Origin of the sequence: Streptomyces cyaneofuscatus (assembly GCF_000718135.1) — a bacterium.
Lineage (GTDB): Bacteria > Actinomycetota > Actinomycetes > Streptomycetales > Streptomycetaceae > Streptomyces > Streptomyces cyaneofuscatus.
Window position 1 is genome coordinate 1 of sequence record NZ_JOEM01000023.1, and the last position, 22,959, is coordinate 22,959.

The window sequence follows — 22,959 nt, forward strand, 5'->3', positions numbered from 1 at the left end:
CACCACCGCCTCCACCTCCTCCCCCGCCGCCCCCCGCACCCGAACCACCGCCCCCGCCACCTCCTCCGCCACCACCAACGGAGCCGCCACCTCCCCCGCCACCATCACCTCCGCCGCCGCCCGTCCAGAGGGCCGCGCCCGCGCCCAGGCCGGCGCCGAAGCCGTCACCGACCCCCTCGGTACGGCCGAAGCCGCCGGAGCCCCGGCCCGTGGCGCTTCCGACGTACCGCAAAGCGACCCGCAAGGAGCCGCGGAGCGGGCCGTCCCTGGTGTCCACGACCCTGCTGATCACCGCCCCGGCGGTGTTCGCCGTCGCCGTACTGCGGCCGCGATCGTCCCGCTGACGAGGAGATATCCATGTCCGAATGGCTCGTCCTGAGCATTGCCATGGCGTCGGCCTGTGCGGTCGTGCTCACCATCGCGGTCCTCAACAACCGCCGGATCGCCGATGACGACGATCCGTCCGAGACACCCGACGTCATCGAGTACATGACGATGATGATCGGCGTGGTCTACGCGATCGTGCTGGGTCTGGCCATCGCCGGGGTCTGGGAGGGCCGCAGCGCCGCCCAGGAGTCCGTACGGCTGGAGGCGCAGGCACTGCACGAGGTGCAGGCCCGGTCCTCCGTCTACCCGGCGGAGGTCCGCGACCGCATCCGCGCGGACGTCGACGCCTACGTCGCCCATGTCATCGACACCGAGTGGAAGGTGATGTCGGACCAGGGCACCCTCACCGAACGCGGTACGGAGCTGCTGGACCGGGTGCGGGCGGACGTCACCGAGTACGAGCCGCGGACGGACCACGAGGGGCAGGCCTACCAGCCTCTGGTGGACCAGGTGGCGGCGGCGGACGACGCCCGTACCTCGCGGGGGCAGAACGCGGGCGAGACGATGCCCGGGGTGGTGTGGTTCGGTCTGATCATCGGGGCGCTGGTGACAGTTGGGCTGATCTTCACCCTCCAGATCCGCAGAACGTTCCGGGAACTGCTGCTGGCGGGGCTCTTCAGCGCGCTGATCGCGTTCCTGCTCTTCCTGATCTGGGACTTCGACGCGCCCTTCGGCCGGGGCATCTCGGCCACCGCCGAGCCCTTCCTCGACCTGTTCCCGGAGGCCACCCGCTGATACTCCGTCGCCCCGGCCGGTGAGCCGCCGAGTAGGCCGGCCGGGGGACGGAATGACCCGTTCGCCCGACCCCGATAGCGGTCGGTCAGCACCCCTCCTAGCGTGTCGCGCATCGAGGTGCATTTTTCCTGCTATGTGGAAATTCATTCCGCAGCTGCCCCTCGGGGAACCCGGAGGATCCACCATGCGCGCGATACGTGTCGCACCCCTCGCACTCCTGGGCGCCACCGCCCTCACCCTGCTGGCTCCGTCCGCCGCCCATGCCGCGCCGGACGGGGCCATCAACACGTTCAACCCGACGATCTCCCCCTCGGTGATCGCTCCGGGCGGCCGGGTGACCCTCGGCGGCGGCGGGTGCACCGGCGAGACGACCGTCACCTCGGGCATCTTCGACACGACCGTGATCCCGAGCGGCTCCACCACCGCCACCGCCACCGTCGACGCGGACGCCCGGCGGGGCGCGGTCTACGCGGTGACGTTCGCCTGCGGCTCCACCGGCACCACCCGCAACGTCAACCTGACCATCACCGGGGGCGCCACCAGCACCCCGACGCCCACGACCGCTCCGACCACGGCACCGACCGTCAGCTCCACGGCCATCGCGCCGAGCGGCGTGCGCGGCGGGCTCGGCGGCAGCGCCGGCACCATGAACACGGTGGAGGTCGCGGCGGGCGCAGCCCTCGTGCTCGCGGCCGCCACCGGCACCCTCTGGTTCGCACGCCGCCGCGGCGCCGGCCGCCGGCACTGACGGCGCGAGGTCCAGGTGGAACGCACGACAGTCGCCCCGGGTCCTGACCACAGGACTCGGGGCGACGGGCGTATCGGGCCGGGCGGGAGGTCCGGCGTCCTAGAAGGCCGCATGGCTCGTCCGCCGGCGCCGGACGAGGAAGACCGCGCCACCGACGGCCGCCGCGGCCACCAGTCCGCCGCCGACCTGCATCTCCGTGGAGTTCGGTCCCATCGAGCCGCCGAGACCGCCCTGCGCGCCGTTGCCGGCGAGCACGGTGAACTTGTGCGTCGCGATCCGGTCGTTGTCGCTGCACTTCACCGAGAGGTGGTAGTGACCCGGGGTGGTGTTGTTGCGGACGCGGGCGTGGGCGTAGTTGGTGCCGTCACCCGCCGAGAGGCTGGTCGTCGGGAACGCGTTCGACCAGACCGTGCCGCCGTGACCGCAGCCCCGGGCGGTGATCTTCAGCGTGCCGCCCTGGTGGACCGCCTGCGGGTTGACGGCGACGTTGACCGGACCGTTGGTGGCGGCGGCCATGGGGGCAGCGAGCCCGACAGCTGCGAAAGCGGTCACCGTGACCGCGAGAACGCGTGAAGCACGCATCGTGTGGACCTCCAGCGGGAAACGCCCCGGAGTCCTGTCCTCCGGGAATCGATCGACGTGAACGCCTCCCATGACGAACACTCACCAGCCGATCACCGGCTCGCACTTCGGCACTGCTCCACCCCGGTGACGCGACACGCCGTACGAAAACCCCTGGATCTGACGGAGTCGCAGGTCACAGGCCATCAGAAGTTTTATCTGCTCATTACTCCGAAGGGCAGTCACCCCGGGGCCCGCACGCCGCCACACCGAGGGCCCGCATGCCGTCACCGTAAAGGCCCGGGTCGCGCCCGCCACCCGTTCGCCTCTCCCTGATCGCCGCCCGGCCGTACCGCCCTTAACGTTCCAAGCGTCGCGACGAAGGGAGCACCATGGGCCAGCAGCACTACGCCGGCGCCGAGCGGACCAGACGCGTGCCGTGGGGTGCTGTCGCCCTGGTCATGCTCACGGGCCTCGCCCTCCTGCGCAACGGGGCGGAGTTCGGGGAGGAGGGCCCGCCGCAGCCCGCGGCCGCCGCCTCGCTGGACCTGAGCAGCGACGCCGCGGGTCCGCCGGTGGAGGGCGAGCCGGTGCAGCCGCTGCCGTACGCCCCCGCCTCCCGGGTGAAGATCTCGACCATCAACGTGGACGCCCCGATCGTCGACGTCAGCCTGGACGCCAACGGCTGGATCGACGCCCCGCCGGCCGAGGACCCCAACCTCGCCGGCTGGTACCAGAACGACATCGCGCCCGGGCAGCGCGGCACCTCCGTGGTCGTCGGCCATGTCGACAACAACTCCGGGCCTGCGGTCTTCTACGGCCTCGGCTCGCTCCAGAAGGGCCACCGCGTCGAGGTGGAGCGCTACGACGGGCGGGTCGGCGTCTTCGAGGTCTACGGGGTGGAGGTCTTCTCGAAGAACGACTTCCCCGGCGCCCGGGTCTACGGCGACACCGGCCATGCGGAGCTCCGGGTGATCACCTGCGGCGGAGGCTACTCGAAGGCGGGCGGCTACGACGGGAACGTGGTGGTCTTCGCCCGGCTCGTCGAGACGCGCTGACGGAACGTCACCGAACGCCGCGCCGCACGGTTCAGCGCGGGATGCCCTCCCGGTCCAGGAGCGCGTACATCTCCGCGGGCGGCAGCACGGGGTTGGCGGCCGCGGCCATCGCCGTGGCGGGGTCCGCCAGCAGTTCCAGCAGCCTGAGCGCCGGGAGCCGCGGGTCGTAGGCGGCCGTCCCCCGCACCCCCGCGTCCGGGTCCCGGCTCAGCCGTTCGACGAGCTCGGGGGTGGCCGCCGGGTCCCGCAGGGCCAGGGCGCGCGCCCGGGGGTCCGGCGCGTCGGCGAACCGCCGGGCGAGGCCCGCCGCCGGAAACCGGGGCCGCGAGGTCAGCGACCCCACAGCCCGGTGCGCGCCGTGCAGATACAGGTCGAGCAGCAGTTCCGCCGGAGCCTCGGGGTGGCCTTCGGCGAGCAGCAGCCGTACGGCGAAGTCCGCGTCCCCGGCGAGGAGTTCGACGCAGTCCTGCGGCAGCTCGGGGCACATCGCGGCGCTGCGCCGCAGCCAGGTGTGGGCCGATGTCGCGCACCGCCGCAGGGTCTCCGGATCATGTCGCGCGTCCCACGCCCACCGCAGGCAGGGCAGCCGGTCCTCGGCGTCGATCCGCCAGTCGATGGCTGTCCGCTCGTCCTCCGAGAGCTCCGGACGGGCCGAGACGGCCAGCCGGACGGCCGGGTTCTCGTGGTCCGCGAGCCCCGCGGCCAGGTCGGCGGGGAGGGTCGGGTTGAGGGCGAGCCGCGCGAGCAGTAGCCCTTCGGCCACCAGGCGTTCCGCGAGGGCCCGCCCCAGCCTGCCGCGCTCCACCACCTCCCCCAGATGCCAGGCGTCCGTCTGCGTCCGGACGAGTTCCTCGGTGCGCTCCTCGTCCTCGTCCATGACCTGGAGCGACGCGGCGGTGCGTACGTCGTGGTCGGGGTCCGCGAGGAGTGCCGAGCGCGCGCCGGCGTCGAGCAGGTGCCAGACGCGCCGGCAGGCCGCCCGCCGGAAGTACGGGTCAGCGTGCCCGGCGAGCGGAACCAGGACGTGGTCCGGCGTGGACGGCGCGCCGACCGTCTCGTACCGGACACTGCCCCGCTCGTGGTTCAGGAGGCGCTCGTACGCCCCGTCCGGCAGCGGCGGCACCCGGATGCGGTAGGGGTGGGGGCCCATCGCGACCGCCATCGCGTCGGACGCCGGTCCGTCCAGGAGCCGGGCCCGCAGTTCGGGGGCGGCGGTGAAGCTCTCGGCCAGCAGGTGCCTTACCCAGCGCTCGGGGTGGGTGAGCATGGCCTCGGCGACCTCGCCGGTCAGCGCGGGGTGGTACGAGAGCCGATGGGTGATCGACCGGTCGTTCAGCGCCAGCAGCCTCAGCAGCACGCCTGCCGGAGCCGCCGGGTTGCCCGCCAGGCCGTACGCCCCGTACCGCTCGGTCATGGTTCCCCCCACAGGTGGTGCGTCGACGCGCCCGGGGCTCCATCCCGGGCGCGTATCGGAGGAACCGTATCTTCGGCGGGCCGCGTCGGGCGGACCGGCCTCTCAGACCCGCTGCGGCACCGTGATCCGGTAGCCCTCGTCGAGCAGCCGGGGGAGGTAGCGCCGCAGGGCGGCCACGCTCTGGGACCGGTTGCCGCCGGCGTCGTGCGAGAGGACGACCACTCCGGGCGCCGCCCCGTCCATGACCCGGCGGACGATGGTTCCCGTCCCCGGGGTGGTCCAGTCGAGCGTGTCGACGGTCCAGGCCATCGGCTCCATACCGAGGTCGGCGCCGATCTCGAAGGAGTTGCGGTTCCACGCGCCGTACGGGGCCCGGTACCAGAGCGGCGCGGCGCCGAGCACCCTCTCGACCACACCGCTGGTACGGCCGAGCTCGTCGCGGATCGCAGCGCGGGAGAGCCCCGGGATCAGCGGGTGCGACCAGGAGTGGTTGCCCACGACATGGCCGTCGTCCGCCATCTCGCGCAGCAGGTCCGGGTGGGCGTCGGCCATCTCTCCGCAGACGAAGAACATCGCGCGGACCCGGTGCTTGCGCAGGGTGGCCAGGATGTCCGGGGTGTAGCGGGCGTCGGGGCCGTCGTCGAAGCTGAGCACCATCGAGTGCCCGAGGTCGGGGAGTTCCTCGAAGGGCCGGGTCCGCACCGGGGGGCTGGCCGGCCGGAAGCGGGGCGGGGTCCCCGCCGTCATGGGTTGCAGGCGGTACGCGGGCGGCCTGGCCGGCAGTCCGGCGGGCGGCCCGGCGGCCGCCGCGGGCGGGGTGCCCGCGGCCCGTGCGGGGCGGGTGGGCGTCGAGGCCGGATCGGCGGCGATCAGATGCAGCGTGGTGGCGGTCCCGAGGCCGAGGGCGACCTTCAGCAGGGTGCGGCGGTCGGGCCGGATGTGATCACTTCTCATGGCCAACTGCTCGCACGGCCGGGCTCCCACCCCGGCCGACGACACCGAGGGTTGTCCGTTTTGTACCCATTCGACGCAGCGGCCTGCCGGGGCCGCGGCCCCTCCTCCGAGGCTTCCGGGCGAGCCGATAGCCTCGGAGCCGTGACAGAGCAGCAGCCCCATCAGTTCGAACGCGGTACGGACGGGCCCAAGGTGATCGTCGCGGGCGTCGACGGCTCCGACTCGTCCATGCGCGCGGCCGCCTACGCCGCCGGTCTCGCCCGGCGGCAGAACGCCACGCTGGCCCTCGTCTACGTCCAGCCCGTGATCCCCTCGGGCGCCGCCCTGGGCGTGCCCGTCGGCGACACCACGGGCGAGGTCGCCCAGGAGCTGGCCGACGAGATCCGCGAGTCGGCGGAGCGGCTCAAGGACACCTGGGACGTGCGCTGGGAGTTCCACACCTTCCGTGGCGACCCGTACAACGGGCTGGTGACGGCGGCCGACGAACTCACCGCCGACGCCGTGGTGGTGGGTGCGTCGGAGTCGGCGGGGCACCGGTTCATCGGCTCGGTGGCGGTGCGGCTGGTGAAGGCGGGACGCTGGCCGGTCACCGTGGTGCCGTAGCCGCTGGTACGGCCGGGGCTACTCCCCCATCACGAGGCCGTCGGCCGCCGCGCCCCGGCCCAGCACCACGTCCCGGATCCGGTCGCGGACCTGGCGGTGGTGGTCGGCCCCGGCCTTGATGGACGTGTTGAGGTCGACGACACGCCCGGTGCCCGTGTCGTACCACTGCGGCACGAACTCGGCCTTCTCCACCGTCCAGCGCCCGCCCGGCCGCGCGGGCGGCGCGAAGGTGAAGCGGCCCATGGAGCTCTGGTTGCCGCGCGGGTCCTGGACGCCCTGGTAGTTGATCATCGCGCCGGCGATCTGGTCGCCCATGCCGTAGACGACCCAGGTTCCGTTGACCTTCTCGTACGCCTGCGGGACATGGGCGTGGGTGCCGATGATCAGGTCGATGTCGGGGAGGCCCCGGTCCTGGGAGGCGGTGAGCCGCTCGGCCAGCTCCAGCTGCCTGGCGTCCGGTTCGTCCTGCCACTCGGTGCCCCAGTGCACGGAGAGCACGACGACGTCGGCGCCCGCCAGCCGAGCCTTCCTCGCCTCCGCCACGATCTTCCGCTCGTCGGTCACGTTGACCGCCCACGGCTTCCCGGCGGGCAGCGGGATGCCGTTGGTGCCGTAGGTGTACGCGAGGTGGGCGACCTTCGCCGCCTTCTTCCCCGGTCCCGTCGGCAGGATCGTGGGGCGGGCGGCCTCGGCGGCGGAGCGGGCGGATCCGGCGTGGCGGATGCCTGCCTTGTCCAGGGCCCCGAGCGTGCGGGCGACGCCTTCGGCCCCGTCGTCCAGGGTGTGGTTGGAGGCGGTGGAGCAGGAGTCGTAGCCGGTGGCGCGCAGGGCGGTGGCGACCTCGGGCGGTGACTTGAAGCTGGGGTAGCCGGTGTAGGGGCCGCCGTCCTTCCCGTACACCGTCTCCATGTGGCAGATGGCCAGGTCGGCGCGGGAGACGACGGGGGCCGCGGCCTTGAGCATCGGGGTGAAGTCGTAGCCCTGCCCGCCCGCGTCGGCCGCCGCCCGGTCGATGACGGAGGAGTGCGGCAGGACATCACCCGAGGCGAGGAGGGTGAAGGGGCGGGGTGCATCGGCGTCCTGGCCGCCCGCGCCCCCGGCGGCGGTGGGAGGTGCGGCGGGGACGGGCGCCTGGGGCTGCTGACCGGTGCAGCCGGTGGCCGCGGCGAGCAGGAGGGCGAGGGCGGCCACGGCGCCCGGTCGGATGCGCTGCGTCATCTGCTCGACTCCATGTTCGGATGATTACGACCATCCGACTACACATATCGTCATACCGCTGAAGCAAGGAGCATTGCCGCATACCTAGCTGAACTGGTCGTACCGTCCGACCCCGACGGCCCCTTGACCGTTCGCCGCACCATTCGCCGCACTGAGCGACCGCTCGTCGCACGCCTCGGTGCACCGCCTGTTCCTGCGCCGCCGAATGCGTTCGTATACGCCAGGCGGCAGCGAGGCCGTCCGGGGGCCTCCCGCGGGAAAGGACGTTCATGAAGACCACGACGACGACCGATGAGCGGGCCATCGCGGAGTTGCAGCGGGAACACGGCCCCGCCCTCTTCCACTTCCTGCTGGGCCTGACCTTCGGTGACCGGCAGCGGGCCGAGGACCTGGTGCAGGAGACCCTGGTACGCGCCTGGCAGCACCCGGAGGCCTTCGACGCGCCCTACGAGTCGATGCGGCCCTGGCTCTTCACCGTCGGCCGCCGCCTCGCCATCGACGCCCGGCGCTCCCGCCAGGCGCGCCCCACCGAGGTCAGCGATCTGGTGCTGGAGAGCACCCCGGCCGACCAGGACACCGCGGACTCCGCCGTCCGCGCCCTGGACGTCCGCGAGGCGGTCCGCACGCTCAGCCCCGAACACCGTGCGGTGCTGGTGCAGATCTACTTCCGCGGGCTGAGCGTCGGCGAGACCGCCGAGGCGCTCGGCATCCCCGCCGGGACCGTCAAGTCCCGTTCGTACTACGCCCTGCGGCTGCTCTCACGTAATCTGCCCGGCTACTCACCGAGGTCCTCCGCCCGCAACAGGGCGAGCAGGGCCGAGGCCTCCGCCACCTCCACATAGTCCCGGGTGCAGACGTCGCAGAGCTGGAGGTGGCGGGCGACCCGGCAGGTCTCCTCCGCGTCCAGCGCGTCCAGGACGTACGCACCCAGCAGCAGGCTCACATGCGGGTCGTCGCCGGGGTCGGCACTCATTCACAGCCTCGCATCTCCTGGGCGATCCTCCGCTTCTGCCCACGCGGGGCGCCCGCCCCCGGTTCAATGCTGCGTGAAGCCCGGTACCGAGCAAGGAAAGAGGCGAGACGGGATGCGTCCCGAGGATACGCGTGGGACCGGTGGGGGCGGGCTGCCGGTACCGATGGCCTGGCTGTACACCGAGTACGTCGCGGACGAGCTGTTACGCACCGGCGACCTGATGGAGCCGACGACCCTGGAGTTCCGGGCCGGGCGCGACGCGCTCGCGCTCACGATGTTCCTCTCCGGCCTCCTGGGCGAGGCCCCGGTCTCCGGCACGCTGTCCGAGGCGCGCGCCGACGAGCTGCGGGTGCTCACGGCGTACGGGGCCACTTGGCGGAGCTGGGTCTGCGAGCGGCTCACGGAGTCCGAGCGCCGGGCCGGGCCCGGCGACCCCGACGTGGCACTGGCCCGGGCGGCCTGGCGGTGGCTGGAGGAGACCGAGCTCCTCGCCGCCGACCTCGACGCGATCGTGCCCGCGCCCTGGGAGCCGGTGGCCGGGGGCGGGCACGAGGAGGGGGGCGAGGTCCAGGTGTGGACTCCGGCATGGCAACTGGGGCTTCCACTGGGGCACTTGGCCGTCCATCTCTGCTGAGGCGGCCGGGCACGGACCGGGATGGGGCCCGGGCTTCATGAACCGTGCACGCCCGCGCGGTACTTGGGCAGTCGGAGCGTGATCTTCATGCCCGCGCCGATCCCGGTCTCGATGACGAGCCCGTACCCGTCCCCGTACACCTGGCGGAGCCTCTCGTCCACGTTGAGCAGGCCGATACCGGTGGAGGTGGTGGCCTCGCCGCGCAGGATGCGCCGCAGCCGGTCGGGGTCCATGCCGCTGCCGTTGTCCTCGATGACGACCTCGGCCTCCGATCCGGCGTCGAGCGCGCTGATGGTGATGCGGAAGGAAGTGTCCGCAGGCTGTTCGCGGGGCGGGGTGGAGGCTCCCTCCAGACCGTGCTTCACCGCGTTCTCCACCAGCGGCTGGAGGCAGAGGAAGGGCAGGGCGACCGGGAGCACCTCGGGGGCGACCTGGAGGGTGACGGAGAGGCGTTTACCGAAGCGGGCCCGGACGAGGGCCAAGTACTGGTCGATGGAGTGGAGTTCGTCGGCCAGGGTGGTGAACTCCCCGTGCCGCCGGAAGGAGTATCGGGTGAAGTCGGCGAACTCCAGCAGCAGTTCACGCGCCTGCTCGGGGTCGGTGCGGACGAACGAGGCGATGGCGGCTAGGGAGTTGAAGATGAAGTGCGGGGAGATCTGTGCCCGGAGCGCCTTGATCTCGGCCTCGATCAGCTGCGTACGGGAGCGGTCCAGCTCGGCCAGCTCCAGCTGTACGCAGACCCAGCGCGCGACCTCGCCCGCCGCCCGGGCCAGCACCGCCGACTCGCGCGGGGCGTAGGCGACGAGCGCGCCCAGGACCCGGTTCTCGACGGTGAGGGGTACGGCGACCGCCCAGCGCAGCGGGCAGTCGAGGTCGGCGCAGCCGCTGTCGAAGGCGGTGCCGCGCCCGCCCTCCAGCAGCTCCTCGATGTGGCCCATCACGTCCTTGCCATGATGGTGTCCGGCGCCGTCCCAGACCAGGACACGTTCCCGGTCGGTGAGGCAGAGGGCGTCGGTGCCGAGCAGCGAGCGCAGCCGGCGGGCCGAGCGCCGGGCGCTCTCCTCGGTGAGACCTGCGCGCAACGGGGGCGCGGCGAGGGACGCGGTGTGCAGGGTCTCGAACGTGGCGTGCTCGACGGGGGTGCCGACATCGCTCGGACGGACCGGGCGGGCGGTACGGCGGCCCAGCAGGAACCCCGTACCGAGCAGCAGCGCCACCAGGACGACGAGGACGGCGACCCCGGCCCCCGTCATCGTTCCCTCCCGGCGCCGCGCGCGGAGGTGAGCGCCTCGGGGAGGTGGAAACGAGTCATGGCCGCGTTGGTGCCCGGCGGTATCCGCCCGGGCGTCGCGAGCGAGACGAGGATCATCGCGAGGAAGCCGACCGGGACGGACCAGACGGCGGGCCAGGCGAGCAACGCGTGCGGCCAGCCGGGCGGGGTCACGGCCCCGCTCACCGTGATCGCGACGGCGAGCAGGGCGGACCCGCCGCCGAGGAGGAGCCCCGCGATCGCGCCCGGCGGGGTGAGGCGCCGCCACCAGATGCCGAGGACGAGCAGCGGACAGAAGGAGGACGCGGAGACGGCGAAGGCCATGCCCACCGCGTCGGCCACCGGCACCCGGCTGACCAGCAGCGAACCGGCGAGCGGCACGGCGATGGCGAGGACGGTGGCGAGCCGGAAGTGGCGCACGCCGCGCGAGGGCAGCACGTCCTGGGTGATGACCCCGGCGACGGCCATGGTGAGCCCGGACGCGGTGGACAGGAACGCGGCGAACGCCCCGCCCGCGATCAGCGCGCCGAGCAGATCGCCGCCGAGCCCGCCGATGACCCGGGCGGGCAGCAGCAGCACGGCCGCGTCCGCGTCACCGCCGTGCCGCAGCTCGGGGGCGTACAGCCGGCCCAGCGCCCCGTAGATGGGCGGCAGCAGATAGAAGAGGCCGACCAGGGCGAGGACGGCGACGGTGGTGCGGCGGGCGTCGCGGCCGTTGGGGCTGGTGTAGAAGCGGACGACGACATGCGGCAGGCCCATGGTGCCGAGGAAGGTCGCCACGATCAGTCCGTACGTCGCGTAGAGCGGGTGGTCGGCGCGGAAGACGGCGAACTGGTCGTCGAAGCTGACCCGGGGCCGGCCGTCGCCCTGCCAGGCGAGGACGAGGAAGAGCGCGGGAACAAGGAGCGCGGTCAGCTTCAGCCAGTACTGGAAGACCTGGACGAAGGTGATCGACCGCATCCCGCCCGCCGCCACGGCCACCATCACCACGGTCGCCACGAGGACGTCGCCGAGCCAGCCGGGCGCCCCCGTGAGGATCTTCAGCGTCAGCCCGGCGCCCTGGAGCTGCGGCACGAGGTACAGCCACCCCGCACCCACCACCAGGATGCTGACCAAGCGCCGCACATGGAGCGATTCGAGCCGCCCCTCGGCGAAGTCCGGCAGGGTGTACGCCCCCGAGCGGCGCAGCGGGGCCGCGACGAAGACCAGCAGCACCAGATATCCGGCGGTGTAGCCGACCGGGTACCAGAGCATGTCCGGGCCGTGCAGCAGGACGAGCCCCGCGACGCCGAGGAAGGACGCGGCGGAGAGGTACTCCCCGCTGATGGCGGCGGCGTTGAGGCGGGGGCGCACGGTCCGGGACGCCACGTAGAAGTCGGAGGTCGTACGGGAGATGCGCAGGCCGAAGCCCCCGACGAGGACGGTGGCGAGGACGACGAGGGCGACCGCCACCCAGGACGCCGTGTGGTCGGGGGTGCTCACGGCGTCGGGCGGCCCTCCACCAGCCGGGCGAAGTCGCGTTCGTTGCGCTCGGCCCGGCGCACGTACCACCAGGCGGCCAGGGTGAGCGGCGGGTAGGTGGCGAAGCCGAGCACCGCCCAGACGAGGGCGGCGCTGTTCAGGGCTGCGAACAGAAGCGGCAGGGTGCCCGCGACGAGAGCGAGCACGGCGAAGACGGTGAGCCCGGCGCGGAGCTGGCTCCGCATCAGCGAGCGGACGTAGGCGCCGCCGAGGGCGGTCTGTTCCTCGATCTCCGCCTGGGTGCGGTAGCGGGGCAGCGGACGCACCCGGCGGGGCTCTCCCGTGACGACTTCGCGCCGGGGTGCGGTCTCCGGTGACATGGGCTCGGAGTGTAGGCGGCGGGGGGCGGTGCTGGGAAGGCTTCACCGGAGCGCCTTCGGCGGAGGTCGCCCCAGGTCAGCGGCGGCTGCCGGGCCCGGCGCGGCGGTCGTCCGCCGGTACCCGGGTCAGCGGCCGCCCTGGCGCATCAGCAGGTCGCGCAGGGCCCGGGTGTGGCGGCGGCTGACGGCCAGCTCAGCCTCCCCGATCCGTACGCTCATGCTCCCGGCGTCCAGCCGCAGCTCGTCGATCCGGCTCAGTGCCACGAGGTGGCGGCGGTGGATCCGGACGAAGCCGCGCGAGCGCCAGCGCTCCTCCAGGGTGGTGAGCGGGATGCGGACGAGGTGGCTGCCGGCCGCGGTGTGCAGCCGGGCGTAGTCGCCCTGCGCCTCGGCGTACGCGATCTCGTCGATCGGGATGAAGCGGATGACGCCGCCGAGCTCGACCGGGATCTGGTCGGTGGCGGTGTCGTTGACCGGGGCGGACCGCTCCCCCACCTGCTCGGCGACCCGGCGTACGGCCTCGGCGAGGCGTTCGCGGCGGACCGGTTTGAGGACGTAGTCGACGGCCTTGAGGTCGAAGGCGTGCACGGCGAAGCCCTCGTGCGCGGTCACGAACACGATGAGCGGGGGCGAGGCGAATCCGGCGAGGAGCTGGGCGACGTCGAGGCCGGTGAGCCCCGCCATGTGGATGTCGAGGAAGACGACGTCGATCGCGGACGGGTCGTCGGGGCCCGCGTCCACCGCGTTGCCGATGCGGCGCAGCGCCTCGGTCGCCCCGGTGGCACCTTCGGCGCTGCGGATGCGGGGGTCGGCGCGCAGGAGGTAGAGGAGCTCCTCCAGGGCGGGTGGTTCGTCGTCGACGGCGAGTACGCGCAGCATGAGCCCGGAGTTTAGGTGCTCCGGGGCCTCCTGGCTTGAGTGAATCCCGGCTTGTTCCCGTACCGCAGTACATGCAGCTGACCGAGCCCCACATCCGGGTGGGGGCCTACGCCCTGGGCGTCCTCGGGAGGGCCGACGCCTTCCGGTTCGAGGAGCATCTGGAGGAGTGTCCGCCGTGCCGTGTCCGAGCCCGTGAGCTGGCCCCGGTCGCGGCCCGTCTTGCCGTGGCCCGGCCGGTGGTGCGGCCCTCCCCCGGCCTCGCGGACCGGCTGGTGGAGGCGGTGGCGGTGGGGCGGCGCAGGGCGGGCAGGCGGCGGCTCGCGCTGGTGGCGGCCGCGGTGGTGCTGGCGGTGGGCGGGCCGCTGGCGGTGGCCGGTTCCTCGGGCGGCCCGGGCGGTCCGGCGGGCGGGGCGGTGGTGCAGCGGTGGGTGGGGGCCGATCAGGCGTCGGGGGCGGCCGCGGTGGTGACGGCGGCGGGGCACGAGTGGGGTACGTCGGTGGCGCTGGAGGTCGTCCGGGTGCCGGTCGTCGGGGTGTGCGCGCTGATCGCGGTGGGCCGGGACGGCAGCGAGGAGACGGTGAGCAGCTGGTCGGCCGGGGGTGCGGGGGACGGCCTGGTGGAGGTGTCCGGCGGGGCGGCGCTGCGGCCGGAGGGCATCGACCACTTCGAGGTGCGGACGGCGGACGGGCGGCGGCTGATGACGGTGGAGCGGTGAGCGGCCCCGGGCCTCACTTCAGGAAGCCCGGGGCTCACTTCAGGAACTTGGACAGCCGCCGGTCCGCCAGGGGCTTGCCGCCGGTCTGACAGGTCGGGCAGTACTGGAGCGAGGAGTCGCTGAAGGAGACCTCCAGGATGGTGTCGCCGCAGACCGGACAGGCCTCCCCCGTACGCCCGTGGACCCGCATCCCGCTCTTCTTCTCGGACTTGAGCTTTCCCGCCTCCACCCCGCTGGAGCGTGCCACGGCGTCCTTGAGCGTGGTGCGCAGCGCGGTGTACAGGCGGGTGATGTCGTCCTCGTCGAGGTCGGCGGTCCGCTTGAACGGGGACATCTTCGCCACGTGCAGGATCTCGTCGCTGTAGGCGTTGCCGATGCCCGCGATGAGCGTCTGGTCGCGCAGGGCGCCCTTGATCTGGCGGCGCGCCCCGCCGACGATTCCCGCGAAGGTGTCCCGGTCGAAGGCGTCGGCGAGCGGGTCGGGGCCGAGGCGGGCGATGCCGGGGACGTCCATCGGGTCGCGGACGAGGTGGACGGAGAGGCTCTTCTTGGTCCCCATCTCGGTGAGGTCGAAGCCGTCGCCGTCCACGGTCACCAGGCGCAGGGCGAGCGGGCCCTTGCCGGGGCGCGGCGGGGCGGCCGGGAAGGAGTCCTTCCAGCGGAGCCAGCCCGCCCGTGCCAGGTGGGTGCAGAGGTGCAGGCCGCCCGCCTCGATGTCGAGGAACTTGCCGTGGCGGGCCACCGAGGTGACGGTGGTCCCGTCGACGGCGGTCAGCGGCGGGTCGTACGTCTTCAGGACGCTGATCGCCAGCGGGAGGACGCGGGCGATCTCCTTGCCGACCAGGTGGTCGTCGAGGAAGACCCGCAGGGCTTCGACTTCGGGCAGCTCGGGCATGGCACCAGCCTGCCGCAGGCCGCGTACGGCTGCCTGCCAGGAGACCGGGGCCAGGGGCCCGGAAGCCCCTCAGGACACCGGCGCCGCCACCCGGCCCGCGGTGAACAGCGCCCCGATCTCGTCGAACTCCTCCTCCACCGCACCGGCCAGCCGGTCCAGGTCCGGCAGCGCCTTGCCGTCCGCCACCAGACCCACGTGCACACGGCCGCTGTACGTCGACAGGGCGACGGCGAGTGACTGGCCCCGGGCCAGCGGTGCCATCGGGTAGAGGGCGCTCAGGGGGCAGCCGCCGAGCGAGAGCGCGGAGCGCGGGAGCGGGACGCTGGTGACGAGCAGGTCGAAGAGCATCCGGGCGGCGTTGGCGGCGAGCGGTGCGCCGAACCGGTGGGCCAGCGGGTGCAGTTGGTCGGCGAGTACGGCGACGGCACCGGCGCCCTTCAGCGGTCCGGCCGCCTTGTTACGGTCCATCGCGGCCCGGACCGCCCGGAGCCGTTCCCGGGGGTCGGCCGCACCGACGGGCAGGTCGAGGAGGTAGGCGGAGAGCCGGTTCCCGCTCACCGCGCCGCCGGGCCTGCGCCGGGAGACGGGGACCAGGGCGCGCGGGTCGGTGGCGGCAGGCGCCTCGCCGCGCGCGGCCATCCAGCGGCGCAGGGCCCCGGCGACCACGGCGAGCAGAATGTCGTTGGCGGTGCCGCCCTCGGCCCGCCGGATCCGCTGGAGGGCCGTGGCGTCCAGGTCGGCGGTGGCCAGGCGCCGGGTGCCGCTGGAGGGTGCGGTGAAGGCGGTGGAGCGCAGGTCGAGGCGGCCCGCGCGGACGACGGAGGCGCCCACGCCCAGGGCCCGGCCGACCTCGCCGATCCGGCCGAGCGCCATGCCGGCCACCTCGCGGGGGTCGGGGAGCCAGGAGCGGGGCGGGACGGCGGGGCGGCCGCGGGCGGCGGACCGGGCCGTGGTGGCGGCGATCTCGTCGAAGATCCCGGCGCCGATGGCGACCGCCCGCATCCCGTCGGCCAGCGCGTGGTGCAGCTTGACCAGCACGGCGAACGGCCCGTCGTCGGCGCCGCCGATGAGGTACATCTGCCAGGGCGGCAGCCCGCGGCCCAGCGGCTGTTCCATCAGCTCCCCGGCCAGCCGGGTGGCCCCTGCCATGAAGTCGCCCTCGTCCACGGCGACGCGGCGCACATGCCGGTGCACGTCGAAGTCCTTGTCGACGGTCCAGGCCGCACCGCCGACGGGCAGCAGGACGTCCCGTACGCACATCCGCAGCCGGGGGATCGCGGCGGCCCGGGTGCGGAGCAGTTCCAGGACGTGCGGCGGGGTGACGCCGGGCGCCGGGGCGAAGACGGCGAGCGCGCCCAGGTGCATGGGGTGGGCGTCCGATTCGAGATGCCAGAAGGCCAGATCGAGCGGGGCCAGGAGTTCGGTACCCAACAGGTGCCTCATGTCGTCGGGGGGCGGAACGGCCGTACCTCCGCAGTCAATCGTTTGCGGTCGGTTACGGTCAAGCACGGACATGTTACGTACTGTTACAGCACAGGTCGTCCGCTCATCACGACCGCTCGGGGATCAGGAACTCGCACCAGACGCACTTGCCGCTGCCCCGGGACTCCACGCCCCAGACGTCGGCCAGCCGGTCGACGAGCATCAGACCGCGGCCGGAGACACCCTCCGCTCCCGCGTCCCGGCGGCGGGGCAGGGCGCTGGAGCGGTCCTCCACGTCGACCCGCAGCCGCCGCTCGGAGCCGGCCATCACCCGGATCGTGACGACGGCCCCGCCGTCGGTGTGCATCAGGGCGTTGGTGGTCAGCTCGTCGGCGGCCAGTTCGATCTCGTCGGCCCGCTCCTTCGCCCCCCAGGCGCGTACCGCCGCCCGGATCATGTGCCGGGCCGAGCTGAGCGCCTCGGGGTCGTTCTGGGCGACGTGCTGCCGGAGTCGGCCGCCGGGCTGGGGCGCCTGGGCGGCCCGCCGGCGGAGCAACAGGAGCGCCACGTCGTCCTGGCCGCCGCGCACGTCGACGGCGTCGCACAGTTCGTCGGCGAGCTTCTGGAGGTTCTGGGGGCCGTTGGAGACCAGCGTGGTCAGCAGTTGCATGCCCTCGTCGAGGTCGGATCCGGGCAGCTCGACCAGGCCGTCGGTGAACAGGATCATCGTCTGTCCCGGGTCCAGTTCCGCCGTACCGACCGGGTACTCCAGCCGCCCGAACTCGGCGGAGAGCCCCAGCGGCAGCCCGCCCTCGGCCGGCATCCGGCGGCAACTGCCGTCGACGTCGCGTACCAGCGGGTCGACATGGCCCGCGCGGACCACCTGGACGACCCCGGTGGTCAGGTCGACCTCGGCGTAGGTGCAGGTGGCGAAGCGGTCGGTGTCCAGCTCGTGCAGGAAGACGGAGGCACGCGCCATGACGGTGGCGGGGCTGTGGCCCTCGGCCGCGTAGGCCCGTAGCACGATCCGCAGCTGTCCCATGACGGCGGCGGCGTGGGTGTCGTGCCCCTGGACGTCCCCGATGACGGCGCCGACCCGCCCGCCGGGCAGCGGGATCAGGTCGTACCAGTCGCCGCCGATGTCCCGGCCGAGCCGGGCCGAGCGGTAGCGGACGGCGACCTGCGCCCCGGGGACGGCGGGGATCCGGCGCGGCAGCATCGCCTGCTGGAGCCCTTCGGCGAGGTCGTGCTCCTGCTCGTAGAGCATGGCCCGCTGGAGGCTCTGGGCGATCGAGGTGCCGAGCGCCATGAGGAGGTTGCGCTCGTCGGGGGTGAAGCCCCCCTTGTCGCGGTAGAGGAGGCCGAGTGCGCCGATCGGGCGGGCCTGCGCGATCAACGGCATATAGGCGGCCGCGGTGATCCCCAGGTGGCTGATGTTGGGCCAGAGGACCGGATAGGAGGTGGCGAAGTCCTCCGCGGACTCGATGAAGCGCGGGGTGAGGGTGCGGACGACCTCACTCATCGGGTACTGCTCGTCCACCCGGGTGAACCGGGTGCCGGGAACATAGGCGCCTTCGGGTCCGTCGGCCACGAGGTGGATGCGGCCGGACTCCAGCAGGCCCATGACGAGGCTGGTGGCGCCCAGGTGGGCGAGGCCCTGGGAGTTCTTGAGGACCGCGATGACGTCCTTGACCGTACGGGCGTGGGCCAGGGCCGCCGTGGTGCCTTCCACCAGGCTGGTGCGCCGGCGCCGCTCCAGGTCCATGTCCTGCCGGGCGGAGGAGTCGGCCAGCTCCTGGGTCGCGTCGCGGACGATCCCGATGATGCGGTGGGGCCGGCCGGTCCCGTCCCGGCGGACGAAGCCCTGGGTGTGGGTCCAGCGCAGGGTGCCGTCGCGGCGCTGGATGCGGAAGTAGGCGCCGTAGTTGGTGAGGCCGCTCTTGAGGGCCTGTGAGACCATCCCGTCCAGGCGCTGCGCCTCGTCGGTCGGTACGCGGTGGGCGAGGGAGGCCGGGCGGCCGTCGTACTCCTCGGGGGTCAGGTCGAACACGTCGAGGGCGGCCTGGTCCATGTGCATGAGGCCGGTGCCCAGATCCCAGTCGAAGCTGCCCATACGGTTCAGGGCGAGGCTGAGGTCCGGGTGGGCGGGCCAGTCGTCCGGGAGTGACAGGGCACCCGCTACCCGATCATCCATGTGGGCCACTCTGCCACCATTTGTCCGATTCTTCGAGTGATCCGTACGGCGGCCGGAGTGGTCGCCGTACGGGCTGGGGAAGACCTGGTCCCGGCCGGTCAGCCGGCGAACGGCTCGGGGAGGCCGGAGTCCGCCGGCTCGCCGAACTCGTCGAGTTGGTCACCCTCGTCGAGTTCGCCGGACTCATCCAGCCCTTCGAGTTCGTCGAGTTCGTCGAGTTCGTCTTCGTCGAGTTCGCCGGGAGAGACCTGGGTCGGCTCCGGCACCACGCCGGGCTCACCCTCCTCCATCTCCCAGGGCTCGTCGCTCGGCATGCCGTCGAAGTCGTCCGGCGCCTCGGTGCCGGGGTCGGGCTCCATGGGCGGCGGGCAGCCGGGGGGCAGCTCGGCGGGGTCGCCCGGGGAGTCCGGGCACTCCGTCCCCTCCGGTTCGGCGGGGGACGGGGCCGACGGGGCGGATTCCGTCGGGGCGGGATCGGAGGGGCGGGCCGGGGACGGGAAGAGCAGGTCCACGCTCGGCTCGAAGGGTGGCGGGTCGTCCGGGGTCCGGTCGCGCCCGACGCCGTCACCGACGGCCCGCTCGATCCAGGTGTTGTCGGCGGTGTCCACGATGATCAGGCTGCTGAGCGGCTTCACGCCGGGGTCGACCGCCAGGATCCGCGCGGGGTCGTATCCGGCCCAGCGCTCGCCCCGGTGGGTGACCTGCCCCTTCGCGATCACCGGCCGCTCCAGCGGGTTGCCGCAGGCGCAGCGGACCCTCGGCAGGCCCTTGCTGTCGACCAGGACGGCGGTGCCCGCCTGGAGCACGGCCTGGAAGGCGGTGACGGAGCCGGCGCTGTAGCCGTGGTTGGTGACCTGGGTGTCGGCGCGCAGGGTCACCGGGGTGAGCGAGCGCAGATAGCCCGGGATCTGGACGGCCTCGATGCCCGCCTTCTCCGCGAAGGCCCGCGCCTTGTCCTGGTCGGCGGTGAGCAGGCGGGCCTGCTGCTCGACGTCGCAGGACGCCTCGGAGCGGACGCCTCCGTAGAGCCCGGGGACAGCACCCGAGACACGATGGACCGTCCGGGTGGCGGACCCGCCGCCCTCTCGCGGCGAAGGGGTGGCCGACGGTGAAGGCGTCTGCCGAGCGGTCGACTTCGTGAAGGGCCCGGGGCCCGGCTCGGCGAGCGGCTGGAGGAGGACGTCCTCGGCCTCCGCGGTGCCCGTGGTGCCCTTCGTCGTGCGGTCGGCGGCACTGTCGCAGCCGGCTACGGCGAACAGGGCCCCGGCGGTCAGCGCGGCGAGCGCGGCACACCGGAAACGTCTGGGTGAGCGCACAGAGCTCTCCTGCCTGTCCATGGCGAACGGATGGATCCGTCACCATCTGTGCCGCACCGGTCGGCAGCCCGCAAGCGGAGACCGGGCGCGGAGAGCAGGCCCGGACACCGGCGGGGAGAGCAGGCGCGGACACCGGACCGCGGAACAGCCGCCTTGAACGCGTTCAAGAAAACCTCTACTCTCATTCCGGGAGTTGAACACGTTCAAAGACGGGGGTGGGGCCGTGACCGTGCTGGTCAACGCGATCGTGATGCTGGGCATGCTCTTGGTCGTCCCGGCAGGGCTACGGCTGGCCGGGCTGCGGGAGCTGGACGGGATCCGCAGGCTCTGGCCCCTCTTCGCGGCACCCGGCGCGGTGGCCCTATGGCTGCCGCGTGGTCCTACCGCCACCGCGCTGGCCTCGTGCTACGCACTGGGCACCGTCCTTCTCGCCCTACTCGGCGCGCGCCGGGCGGTCCGCGGCCGGGACCTCTCCCCCGCCGGGATCGCCCTCCTCACCGCTCTCGTCACCCCGGCCGTCGCCGCGCTCGCCCTGGTCGCGGAGCGGTGGGGCCGCGAGCTGTTCGGCTTCGAGCTGGGCATCCTCGCCCTGACCGTGCCGCACTTCCACTTCGCCGGTTTCGCCGCGGCCCTGGTGGCCGGGCTCGTCTGCCGTGTCACCGAGGGCCCCGCGGGCCGGTTCGCCGCGCTCAGCGTGCCGCTGGGCACCCTGCTCGTCCTCGTCGGCTACTTCATCGGTGACTGGGCCGAACTGGCCGGGGCCGTGGTCCTGACGGCCGGCATGTGGACCGTCGGCCTGCTCACCTGGCGCCTGGGGCACGAGGAGGGCCGGGACAGGACGACCCGGCTGCTGCTCCTCACCTCCGCCGCCGTCCTGGTCGCCACCATGCTGCTCGCCCTGAGCTGGGCGGTCGGCGAGGCGACCGGGCTGCCTCACCCCACCCTGACCTGGATGGCCGCCACCCATGGTCTGGGCAACGCGCTGGGCTTCGCCCTCTGCTCGCTCCTCGCCTGGCAGCGCATCCGTACGACGCACCCGTCCGACTCACCCCACCCGTCCCACCCGTCCCACCCCGAAAGCAGGACAGCATGAGCACGCTCACCTACCCCGAGGTCGGCGCCACCCGGCTCGGCCCGCTCCCCAAGGGCTACAACCACCTGCACCACAGCACCCGGGTCGGCCGGGGCGCGGACGACTTCGCGGTGGCGGGAGCGGCGGTGACCGAGTGGCGCATGCACCGGGCCTCGGGAGCCCGGGTCGATGCCTCGGCCCGGCGGGCGGAGCCCGGTGGCACCGTCACGGTGGCGCTCGGGGTGGGCCCGCTGCGCCTCTCCGCCCCCTGCGAGGTGATCTGGACGGCATACGGGGAGGAGGGCCGTACCGGATTCGGCTACGGCACCCTGGCCGGACACCCGGAGAACGGCGAGGAGTGCTTCGTCGTCGACCTGGCGGACGACGGCACCGTCTGGTTCACGGTCATGGCGTTCTCCCGCCCCGCCGCCTGGTACGCCCGGCTCGCGGGACCGCTCGTACCGCCCGTGCAGCTCTGGTACGCGCGCCGGCTGGGCCGAACGCTGCGCCGGCTCGTCGCCGAAGGGTGACAGGGGTCGAGGGGTGACGGAGGCCGAGGGTGACAGCGGGGGCCGCGGAACGGGCTCTGGCCGATACTGGCGGGGATGGAGTGGTTCTCCGCCGACGGCTACTGGCTGAGCAGGATGGTCTTCCAGCGGACGCTGGCCGTGATCTACCTGGTCGCCTTCCTCTCCGCTGCCCTCCAGTTCCGCGCGCTGATCGGCGAGCGCGGCATCCTGCCCGTACCGGAGCTGCTCCGGCGCACCCCCTGGAAGGCGGCGCCGGGGCTGTTCCGGCTGCACTACTCCGACCGCTTCTTCGCCGCTGTCGCCTGGGGCGGCTGCGCGGTGTCGGTGGCCCTGATCGCCGGGCTGGACGGGTTCCTTCCGCTCGGGGGCGGGATGCTGCTGTGGGCGCTGCCCTGGGTCCTGTACCTGTCGATCGTGCAGGTCGGGCAGGTCTGGTACGGGTTCGGCTGGGAGTCGCTGCTCCTGGAGACGGGGTTTCTCGCCGTCTTTCTCGGTACGGGGGACACCGCGCCGCCCGTGCTGGCGCTCTGGCTGCTGCGGTGGCTGCTGTTCCGGCTGGAGTTCGGCGCCGGGCTCATCAAGATGCGCGGCGACGCGTGCTGGCGGAAGCTGACCTGCCTCGACTTCCACCATGAGACCCAGCCGATGCCGGGGCCGCTCAGCTGGTTCTTCCACCATCTGCCGCGGCCCGTGCACCGGGTCGAGGTGGCCGCCAACCACGTCACCCAGCTGCTGGTCCCCTTCCTGCTGTTCACCCCGCAGCCGGTGGCGAGCGCGGCCGCCGCCCTGATGGTGCTCACCCAGCTCTGGCTCGTCCTCTCGGGCAACTTCGCCTGGCTGAACTGGCTGACCATCGCGCTGGCGCTCTCCGTGATCGACTGGACCCCGTTCGCCGGCCGGCCGCCCGCCCTCACCGCGCCACCGCTCTGGTACGAGGTGGTCGTCATCGCGGTGACGGGCCTGGTCCTGGTCCTCAGCTACCGCCCCGCGCGCAATCTGCTCTCGCGCCGGCAGGTGATGAACCGGTCGTTCGACCCCCTGCACCTCGTCAACACCTACGGGGCGTTCGGCTCCATCAGCAGAATGCGGCTGGAAGTGGTGGTGGAGGGCACGGCGGATCCGGTCGCGGACGAGGTCGCCGAGTGGCGGGAGTACGGTTTCCGCGGCAAACCGGGCGATGTGCGGCGGCTGCCGCGCCTCTTCGCCCCGTACCACCTGCGGCTCGACTGGATGATGTGGTTCGCGGCGCTCTCCCCCGCTTACGCGCGCTCCTGGTTCGGCCCGTTCACCGAGCGGCTGCTTCTCGGGGATCGGGACACGCTCCGGCTGCTGGCGCACAACCCGTTCCCGGACGCCCCTCCCGCGCACGTGCGTGCCCGGGTGTTCCACTACCGGTTCACCGAGCCGAGCGAGCTGCGGGCCACGGGGTGCTGGTGGGACCGCACCTACGTGCGGGAATTCATGCGGCCCGTGTCCCGGCCGCTCCCGCCGGAGCGGGAGGGCCGGGACACGGGCCGTGGGACGCGCTGAAGGGGCCTG

General features: G+C 73.1%; 24 protein-coding genes. 11 read left to right on the forward strand and 13 right to left on the reverse strand.

Annotated features, from left to right (window positions below):
• Window positions 1-209 precede the first annotated feature (209 nt).
• The 3 genes from IF17_RS1000000140160 to IF17_RS0130215 all read left to right on the forward strand — a co-directional run bounded on the left by IF17_RS1000000140160 (window position 210) and on the right by IF17_RS0130215 (window position 1,870).
• On the forward strand, window positions 210-344 hold the full coding sequence (locus tag IF17_RS1000000140160) for a hypothetical protein (protein ID WP_018487417.1): 135 nt from the start codon (window positions 210-212) through the stop codon (window positions 342-344).
• A 13-nt stretch (window positions 345-357) separates the two neighbouring features.
• On the forward strand, window positions 358-1,122 hold the full coding sequence (locus IF17_RS0130210) for a bestrophin-like domain (protein WP_030572693.1): 765 nt from the start codon (window positions 358-360) through the stop codon (window positions 1,120-1,122).
• A 184-nt stretch (window positions 1,123-1,306) separates the two neighbouring features.
• Window positions 1,307-1,870, forward strand: a complete 564-nt coding sequence (locus tag IF17_RS0130215; protein WP_018513080.1) for a hypothetical protein — start codon at window positions 1,307-1,309, stop codon at window positions 1,868-1,870.
• Between the two features lie 99 nt (window positions 1,871-1,969).
• Here the strand turns inward: IF17_RS0130215 and IF17_RS0130220 are convergent, their stop codons facing one another.
• Complete coding sequence (locus IF17_RS0130220; protein ID WP_030572695.1) at window positions 1,970-2,452, reverse strand: hypothetical protein; 483 nt, start codon at window positions 2,450-2,452, stop codon at window positions 1,970-1,972.
• 371 nt (window positions 2,453-2,823) lie between these two features.
• Between IF17_RS0130220 and IF17_RS0130225 the strand changes: the two genes are divergently transcribed.
• Window positions 2,824-3,489 (forward strand): class F sortase, encoded by a 666-nt coding sequence (locus IF17_RS0130225; protein WP_030572699.1) that lies wholly within the window; start codon window positions 2,824-2,826, stop codon window positions 3,487-3,489.
• Window positions 3,490-3,520: 31 nt separating this feature from the next.
• On the opposite strand, the gene IF17_RS0130230 is transcribed toward IF17_RS0130225, so the two are convergent.
• Both IF17_RS0130230 and IF17_RS0130235 read right to left on the reverse strand, forming a co-directional pair.
• Entirely contained in the window at window positions 3,521-4,903 is a 1,383-nt protein-coding gene (locus IF17_RS0130230; protein WP_030572702.1) for a hypothetical protein, read from the reverse strand.
• Window positions 4,904-5,005: 102 nt separating this feature from the next.
• Window positions 5,006-5,857: a polysaccharide deacetylase family protein gene (locus IF17_RS0130235; protein ID WP_030572706.1), complete on the reverse strand. Its 852-nt coding sequence runs from the start codon at window positions 5,855-5,857 to the stop codon at window positions 5,006-5,008.
• 141 nt (window positions 5,858-5,998) lie between these two features.
• Here IF17_RS0130235 and IF17_RS0130240 point away from each other — a divergent pair, with 141 nt between their 5' ends.
• Window positions 5,999-6,460, forward strand: coding sequence for a universal stress protein (locus tag IF17_RS0130240; RefSeq protein ID WP_030572708.1), 462 nt, complete (start codon window positions 5,999-6,001; stop codon window positions 6,458-6,460).
• Window positions 6,461-6,478: 18 nt separating this feature from the next.
• Here the strand turns inward: IF17_RS0130240 and IF17_RS0130245 are convergent, their stop codons facing one another.
• The gene (locus IF17_RS0130245) at window positions 6,479-7,678 is read right to left on the reverse strand and encodes a CapA family protein (protein ID WP_030572710.1); all 1,200 of its coding nucleotides are present in this window, start codon (window positions 7,676-7,678) and stop codon (window positions 6,479-6,481) included.
• A 269-nt stretch (window positions 7,679-7,947) separates the two neighbouring features.
• Between IF17_RS0130245 and IF17_RS0130250 the strand changes: the two genes are divergently transcribed.
• Window positions 7,948-8,520, forward strand: coding sequence for a sigma-70 family RNA polymerase sigma factor (locus IF17_RS0130250; protein WP_030572714.1), 573 nt, complete (start codon window positions 7,948-7,950; stop codon window positions 8,518-8,520).
• On the opposite strand, the gene IF17_RS0130255 is transcribed toward IF17_RS0130250, so the two are convergent.
• On the reverse strand, window positions 8,454-8,651 hold the full coding sequence (locus tag IF17_RS0130255; protein WP_030572717.1) for a zf-HC2 domain-containing protein: 198 nt from the start codon (window positions 8,649-8,651) through the stop codon (window positions 8,454-8,456). The genes IF17_RS0130250 and IF17_RS0130255 overlap by 67 nt on opposite strands.
• A gap of 112 nt (window positions 8,652-8,763) precedes the next feature.
• Between IF17_RS0130255 and IF17_RS0130260 the strand changes: the two genes are divergently transcribed.
• On the forward strand, window positions 8,764-9,285 hold the full coding sequence (locus tag IF17_RS0130260) for a hypothetical protein (protein WP_030572720.1): 522 nt from the start codon (window positions 8,764-8,766) through the stop codon (window positions 9,283-9,285).
• Between the two features lie 35 nt (window positions 9,286-9,320).
• Here the strand turns inward: IF17_RS0130260 and IF17_RS0130265 are convergent, their stop codons facing one another.
• The 4 genes from IF17_RS0130265 to IF17_RS0130280 form a co-directional block, all read right to left on the reverse strand.
• Window positions 9,321-10,538, reverse strand: coding sequence for a sensor histidine kinase (locus tag IF17_RS0130265; protein ID WP_030572723.1), 1,218 nt, complete (start codon window positions 10,536-10,538; stop codon window positions 9,321-9,323).
• A complete protein-coding gene (locus tag IF17_RS0130270) occupies window positions 10,535-12,037 on the reverse strand; it encodes a sodium/solute symporter (RefSeq protein WP_030572726.1) in 1,503 nt (500 codons plus the stop codon). The genes IF17_RS0130265 and IF17_RS0130270 overlap by 4 nt, the downstream gene beginning before the upstream one ends.
• On the reverse strand, window positions 12,034-12,396 hold the full coding sequence (locus IF17_RS0130275; RefSeq protein ID WP_051884166.1) for a hypothetical protein: 363 nt from the start codon (window positions 12,394-12,396) through the stop codon (window positions 12,034-12,036). The genes IF17_RS0130270 and IF17_RS0130275 overlap by 4 nt, the downstream gene beginning before the upstream one ends.
• Before the next feature lie 126 nt (window positions 12,397-12,522).
• On the reverse strand, window positions 12,523-13,275 hold the full coding sequence (locus IF17_RS0130280) for a LytR/AlgR family response regulator transcription factor (RefSeq protein WP_018513093.1): 753 nt from the start codon (window positions 13,273-13,275) through the stop codon (window positions 12,523-12,525).
• Window positions 13,276-13,346: 71 nt separating this feature from the next.
• Here IF17_RS0130280 and IF17_RS0130285 point away from each other — a divergent pair, with 71 nt between their 5' ends.
• Window positions 13,347-13,991 (forward strand): zf-HC2 domain-containing protein, encoded by a 645-nt coding sequence (locus IF17_RS0130285; RefSeq protein WP_030572733.1) that lies wholly within the window; start codon window positions 13,347-13,349, stop codon window positions 13,989-13,991.
• A gap of 34 nt (window positions 13,992-14,025) precedes the next feature.
• Here IF17_RS0130285 and IF17_RS0130290 read toward each other — a convergent pair whose 3' ends face one another.
• The 4 genes from IF17_RS0130290 to IF17_RS0130305 form a co-directional block, all read right to left on the reverse strand.
• Window positions 14,026-14,886: an Fpg/Nei family DNA glycosylase gene (locus IF17_RS0130290; protein WP_030572736.1), complete on the reverse strand. Its 861-nt coding sequence runs from the start codon at window positions 14,884-14,886 to the stop codon at window positions 14,026-14,028.
• 69 nt (window positions 14,887-14,955) lie between these two features.
• Entirely contained in the window at window positions 14,956-16,317 is a 1,362-nt protein-coding gene (locus tag IF17_RS0130295; protein WP_030572738.1) for a wax ester/triacylglycerol synthase family O-acyltransferase, read from the reverse strand.
• 118 nt (window positions 16,318-16,435) lie between these two features.
• Window positions 16,436-18,502 (reverse strand): SpoIIE family protein phosphatase, encoded by a 2,067-nt coding sequence (locus IF17_RS0130300; protein WP_030572740.1) that lies wholly within the window; start codon window positions 18,500-18,502, stop codon window positions 16,436-16,438.
• 98 nt (window positions 18,503-18,600) lie between these two features.
• Window positions 18,601-19,818, reverse strand: a complete 1,218-nt coding sequence (locus IF17_RS0130305; protein WP_030572743.1) for a DUF6777 domain-containing protein — start codon at window positions 19,816-19,818, stop codon at window positions 18,601-18,603.
• A gap of 223 nt (window positions 19,819-20,041) precedes the next feature.
• Here IF17_RS0130305 and IF17_RS0130310 point away from each other — a divergent pair, with 223 nt between their 5' ends.
• From IF17_RS0130310 to IF17_RS0130320, 3 genes are all read left to right on the forward strand, one after another.
• Window positions 20,042-20,911 (forward strand): YndJ family protein, encoded by an 870-nt coding sequence (locus tag IF17_RS0130310; protein WP_030572746.1) that lies wholly within the window; start codon window positions 20,042-20,044, stop codon window positions 20,909-20,911.
• Entirely contained in the window at window positions 20,908-21,420 is a 513-nt protein-coding gene (locus tag IF17_RS0130315) for a DUF1990 domain-containing protein (RefSeq protein ID WP_030572749.1), read from the forward strand. Before IF17_RS0130310 ends, IF17_RS0130315 begins: the two co-directional genes overlap by 4 nt.
• Window positions 21,421-21,495: 75 nt before the next feature.
• Entirely contained in the window at window positions 21,496-22,950 is a 1,455-nt protein-coding gene (locus IF17_RS0130320; RefSeq protein WP_030572751.1) for a lipase maturation factor family protein, read from the forward strand.
• The last annotated feature ends 9 nt before the right edge of the window (window positions 22,951-22,959 follow it).

Excerpts from the sequence above, each read along its gene's own strand:
- IF17_RS0130235 (WP_030572706.1), bottom strand. The coding sequence starts at position 5,857 with ATGAGAAGTGATCACATCCGGCCCGACCGCCGCACCCTGCTGAAGGTC.
- IF17_RS0130285 (WP_030572733.1), top strand. The coding sequence starts at position 13,347 with ATGCAGCTGACCGAGCCCCACATCCGGGTGGGGGCCTACGCCCTGGGC.
- IF17_RS0130320 (WP_030572751.1), top strand. The coding sequence starts at position 21,496 with ATGGAGTGGTTCTCCGCCGACGGCTACTGGCTGAGCAGGATGGTCTTC.
- IF17_RS0130280 (WP_018513093.1), bottom strand. The coding sequence starts at position 13,275 with ATGCTGCGCGTACTCGCCGTCGACGACGAACCACCCGCCCTGGAGGAG.
- IF17_RS0130255 (WP_030572717.1), bottom strand. The coding sequence starts at position 8,651 with ATGAGTGCCGACCCCGGCGACGACCCGCATGTGAGCCTGCTGCTGGGT.
- IF17_RS0130315 (WP_030572749.1), top strand. The coding sequence starts at position 20,908 with ATGAGCACGCTCACCTACCCCGAGGTCGGCGCCACCCGGCTCGGCCCG.
- IF17_RS0130210 (WP_030572693.1), top strand. The coding sequence starts at position 358 with ATGTCCGAATGGCTCGTCCTGAGCATTGCCATGGCGTCGGCCTGTGCG.
- IF17_RS0130300 (WP_030572740.1), bottom strand. The coding sequence starts at position 18,502 with ATGGATGATCGGGTAGCGGGTGCCCTGTCACTCCCGGACGACTGGCCC.
- IF17_RS0130290 (WP_030572736.1), bottom strand. The coding sequence starts at position 14,886 with ATGCCCGAGCTGCCCGAAGTCGAAGCCCTGCGGGTCTTCCTCGACGAC.
- IF17_RS0130230 (WP_030572702.1), bottom strand. The coding sequence starts at position 4,903 with ATGACCGAGCGGTACGGGGCGTACGGCCTGGCGGGCAACCCGGCGGCT.
- IF17_RS0130215 (WP_018513080.1), top strand. The coding sequence starts at position 1,307 with ATGCGCGCGATACGTGTCGCACCCCTCGCACTCCTGGGCGCCACCGCC.
- IF17_RS0130265 (WP_030572723.1), bottom strand. The coding sequence starts at position 10,538 with ATGACGGGGGCCGGGGTCGCCGTCCTCGTCGTCCTGGTGGCGCTGCTG.
- IF17_RS0130275 (WP_051884166.1), bottom strand. The coding sequence starts at position 12,396 with ATGTCACCGGAGACCGCACCCCGGCGCGAAGTCGTCACGGGAGAGCCC.
- IF17_RS0130220 (WP_030572695.1), bottom strand. The coding sequence starts at position 2,452 with ATGCGTGCTTCACGCGTTCTCGCGGTCACGGTGACCGCTTTCGCAGCT.
- IF17_RS0130260 (WP_030572720.1), top strand. The coding sequence starts at position 8,764 with ATGCGTCCCGAGGATACGCGTGGGACCGGTGGGGGCGGGCTGCCGGTA.
- IF17_RS0130245 (WP_030572710.1), bottom strand. The coding sequence starts at position 7,678 with ATGACGCAGCGCATCCGACCGGGCGCCGTGGCCGCCCTCGCCCTCCTG.
- IF17_RS0130225 (WP_030572699.1), top strand. The coding sequence starts at position 2,824 with ATGGGCCAGCAGCACTACGCCGGCGCCGAGCGGACCAGACGCGTGCCG.
- IF17_RS0130250 (WP_030572714.1), top strand. The coding sequence starts at position 7,948 with ATGAAGACCACGACGACGACCGATGAGCGGGCCATCGCGGAGTTGCAG.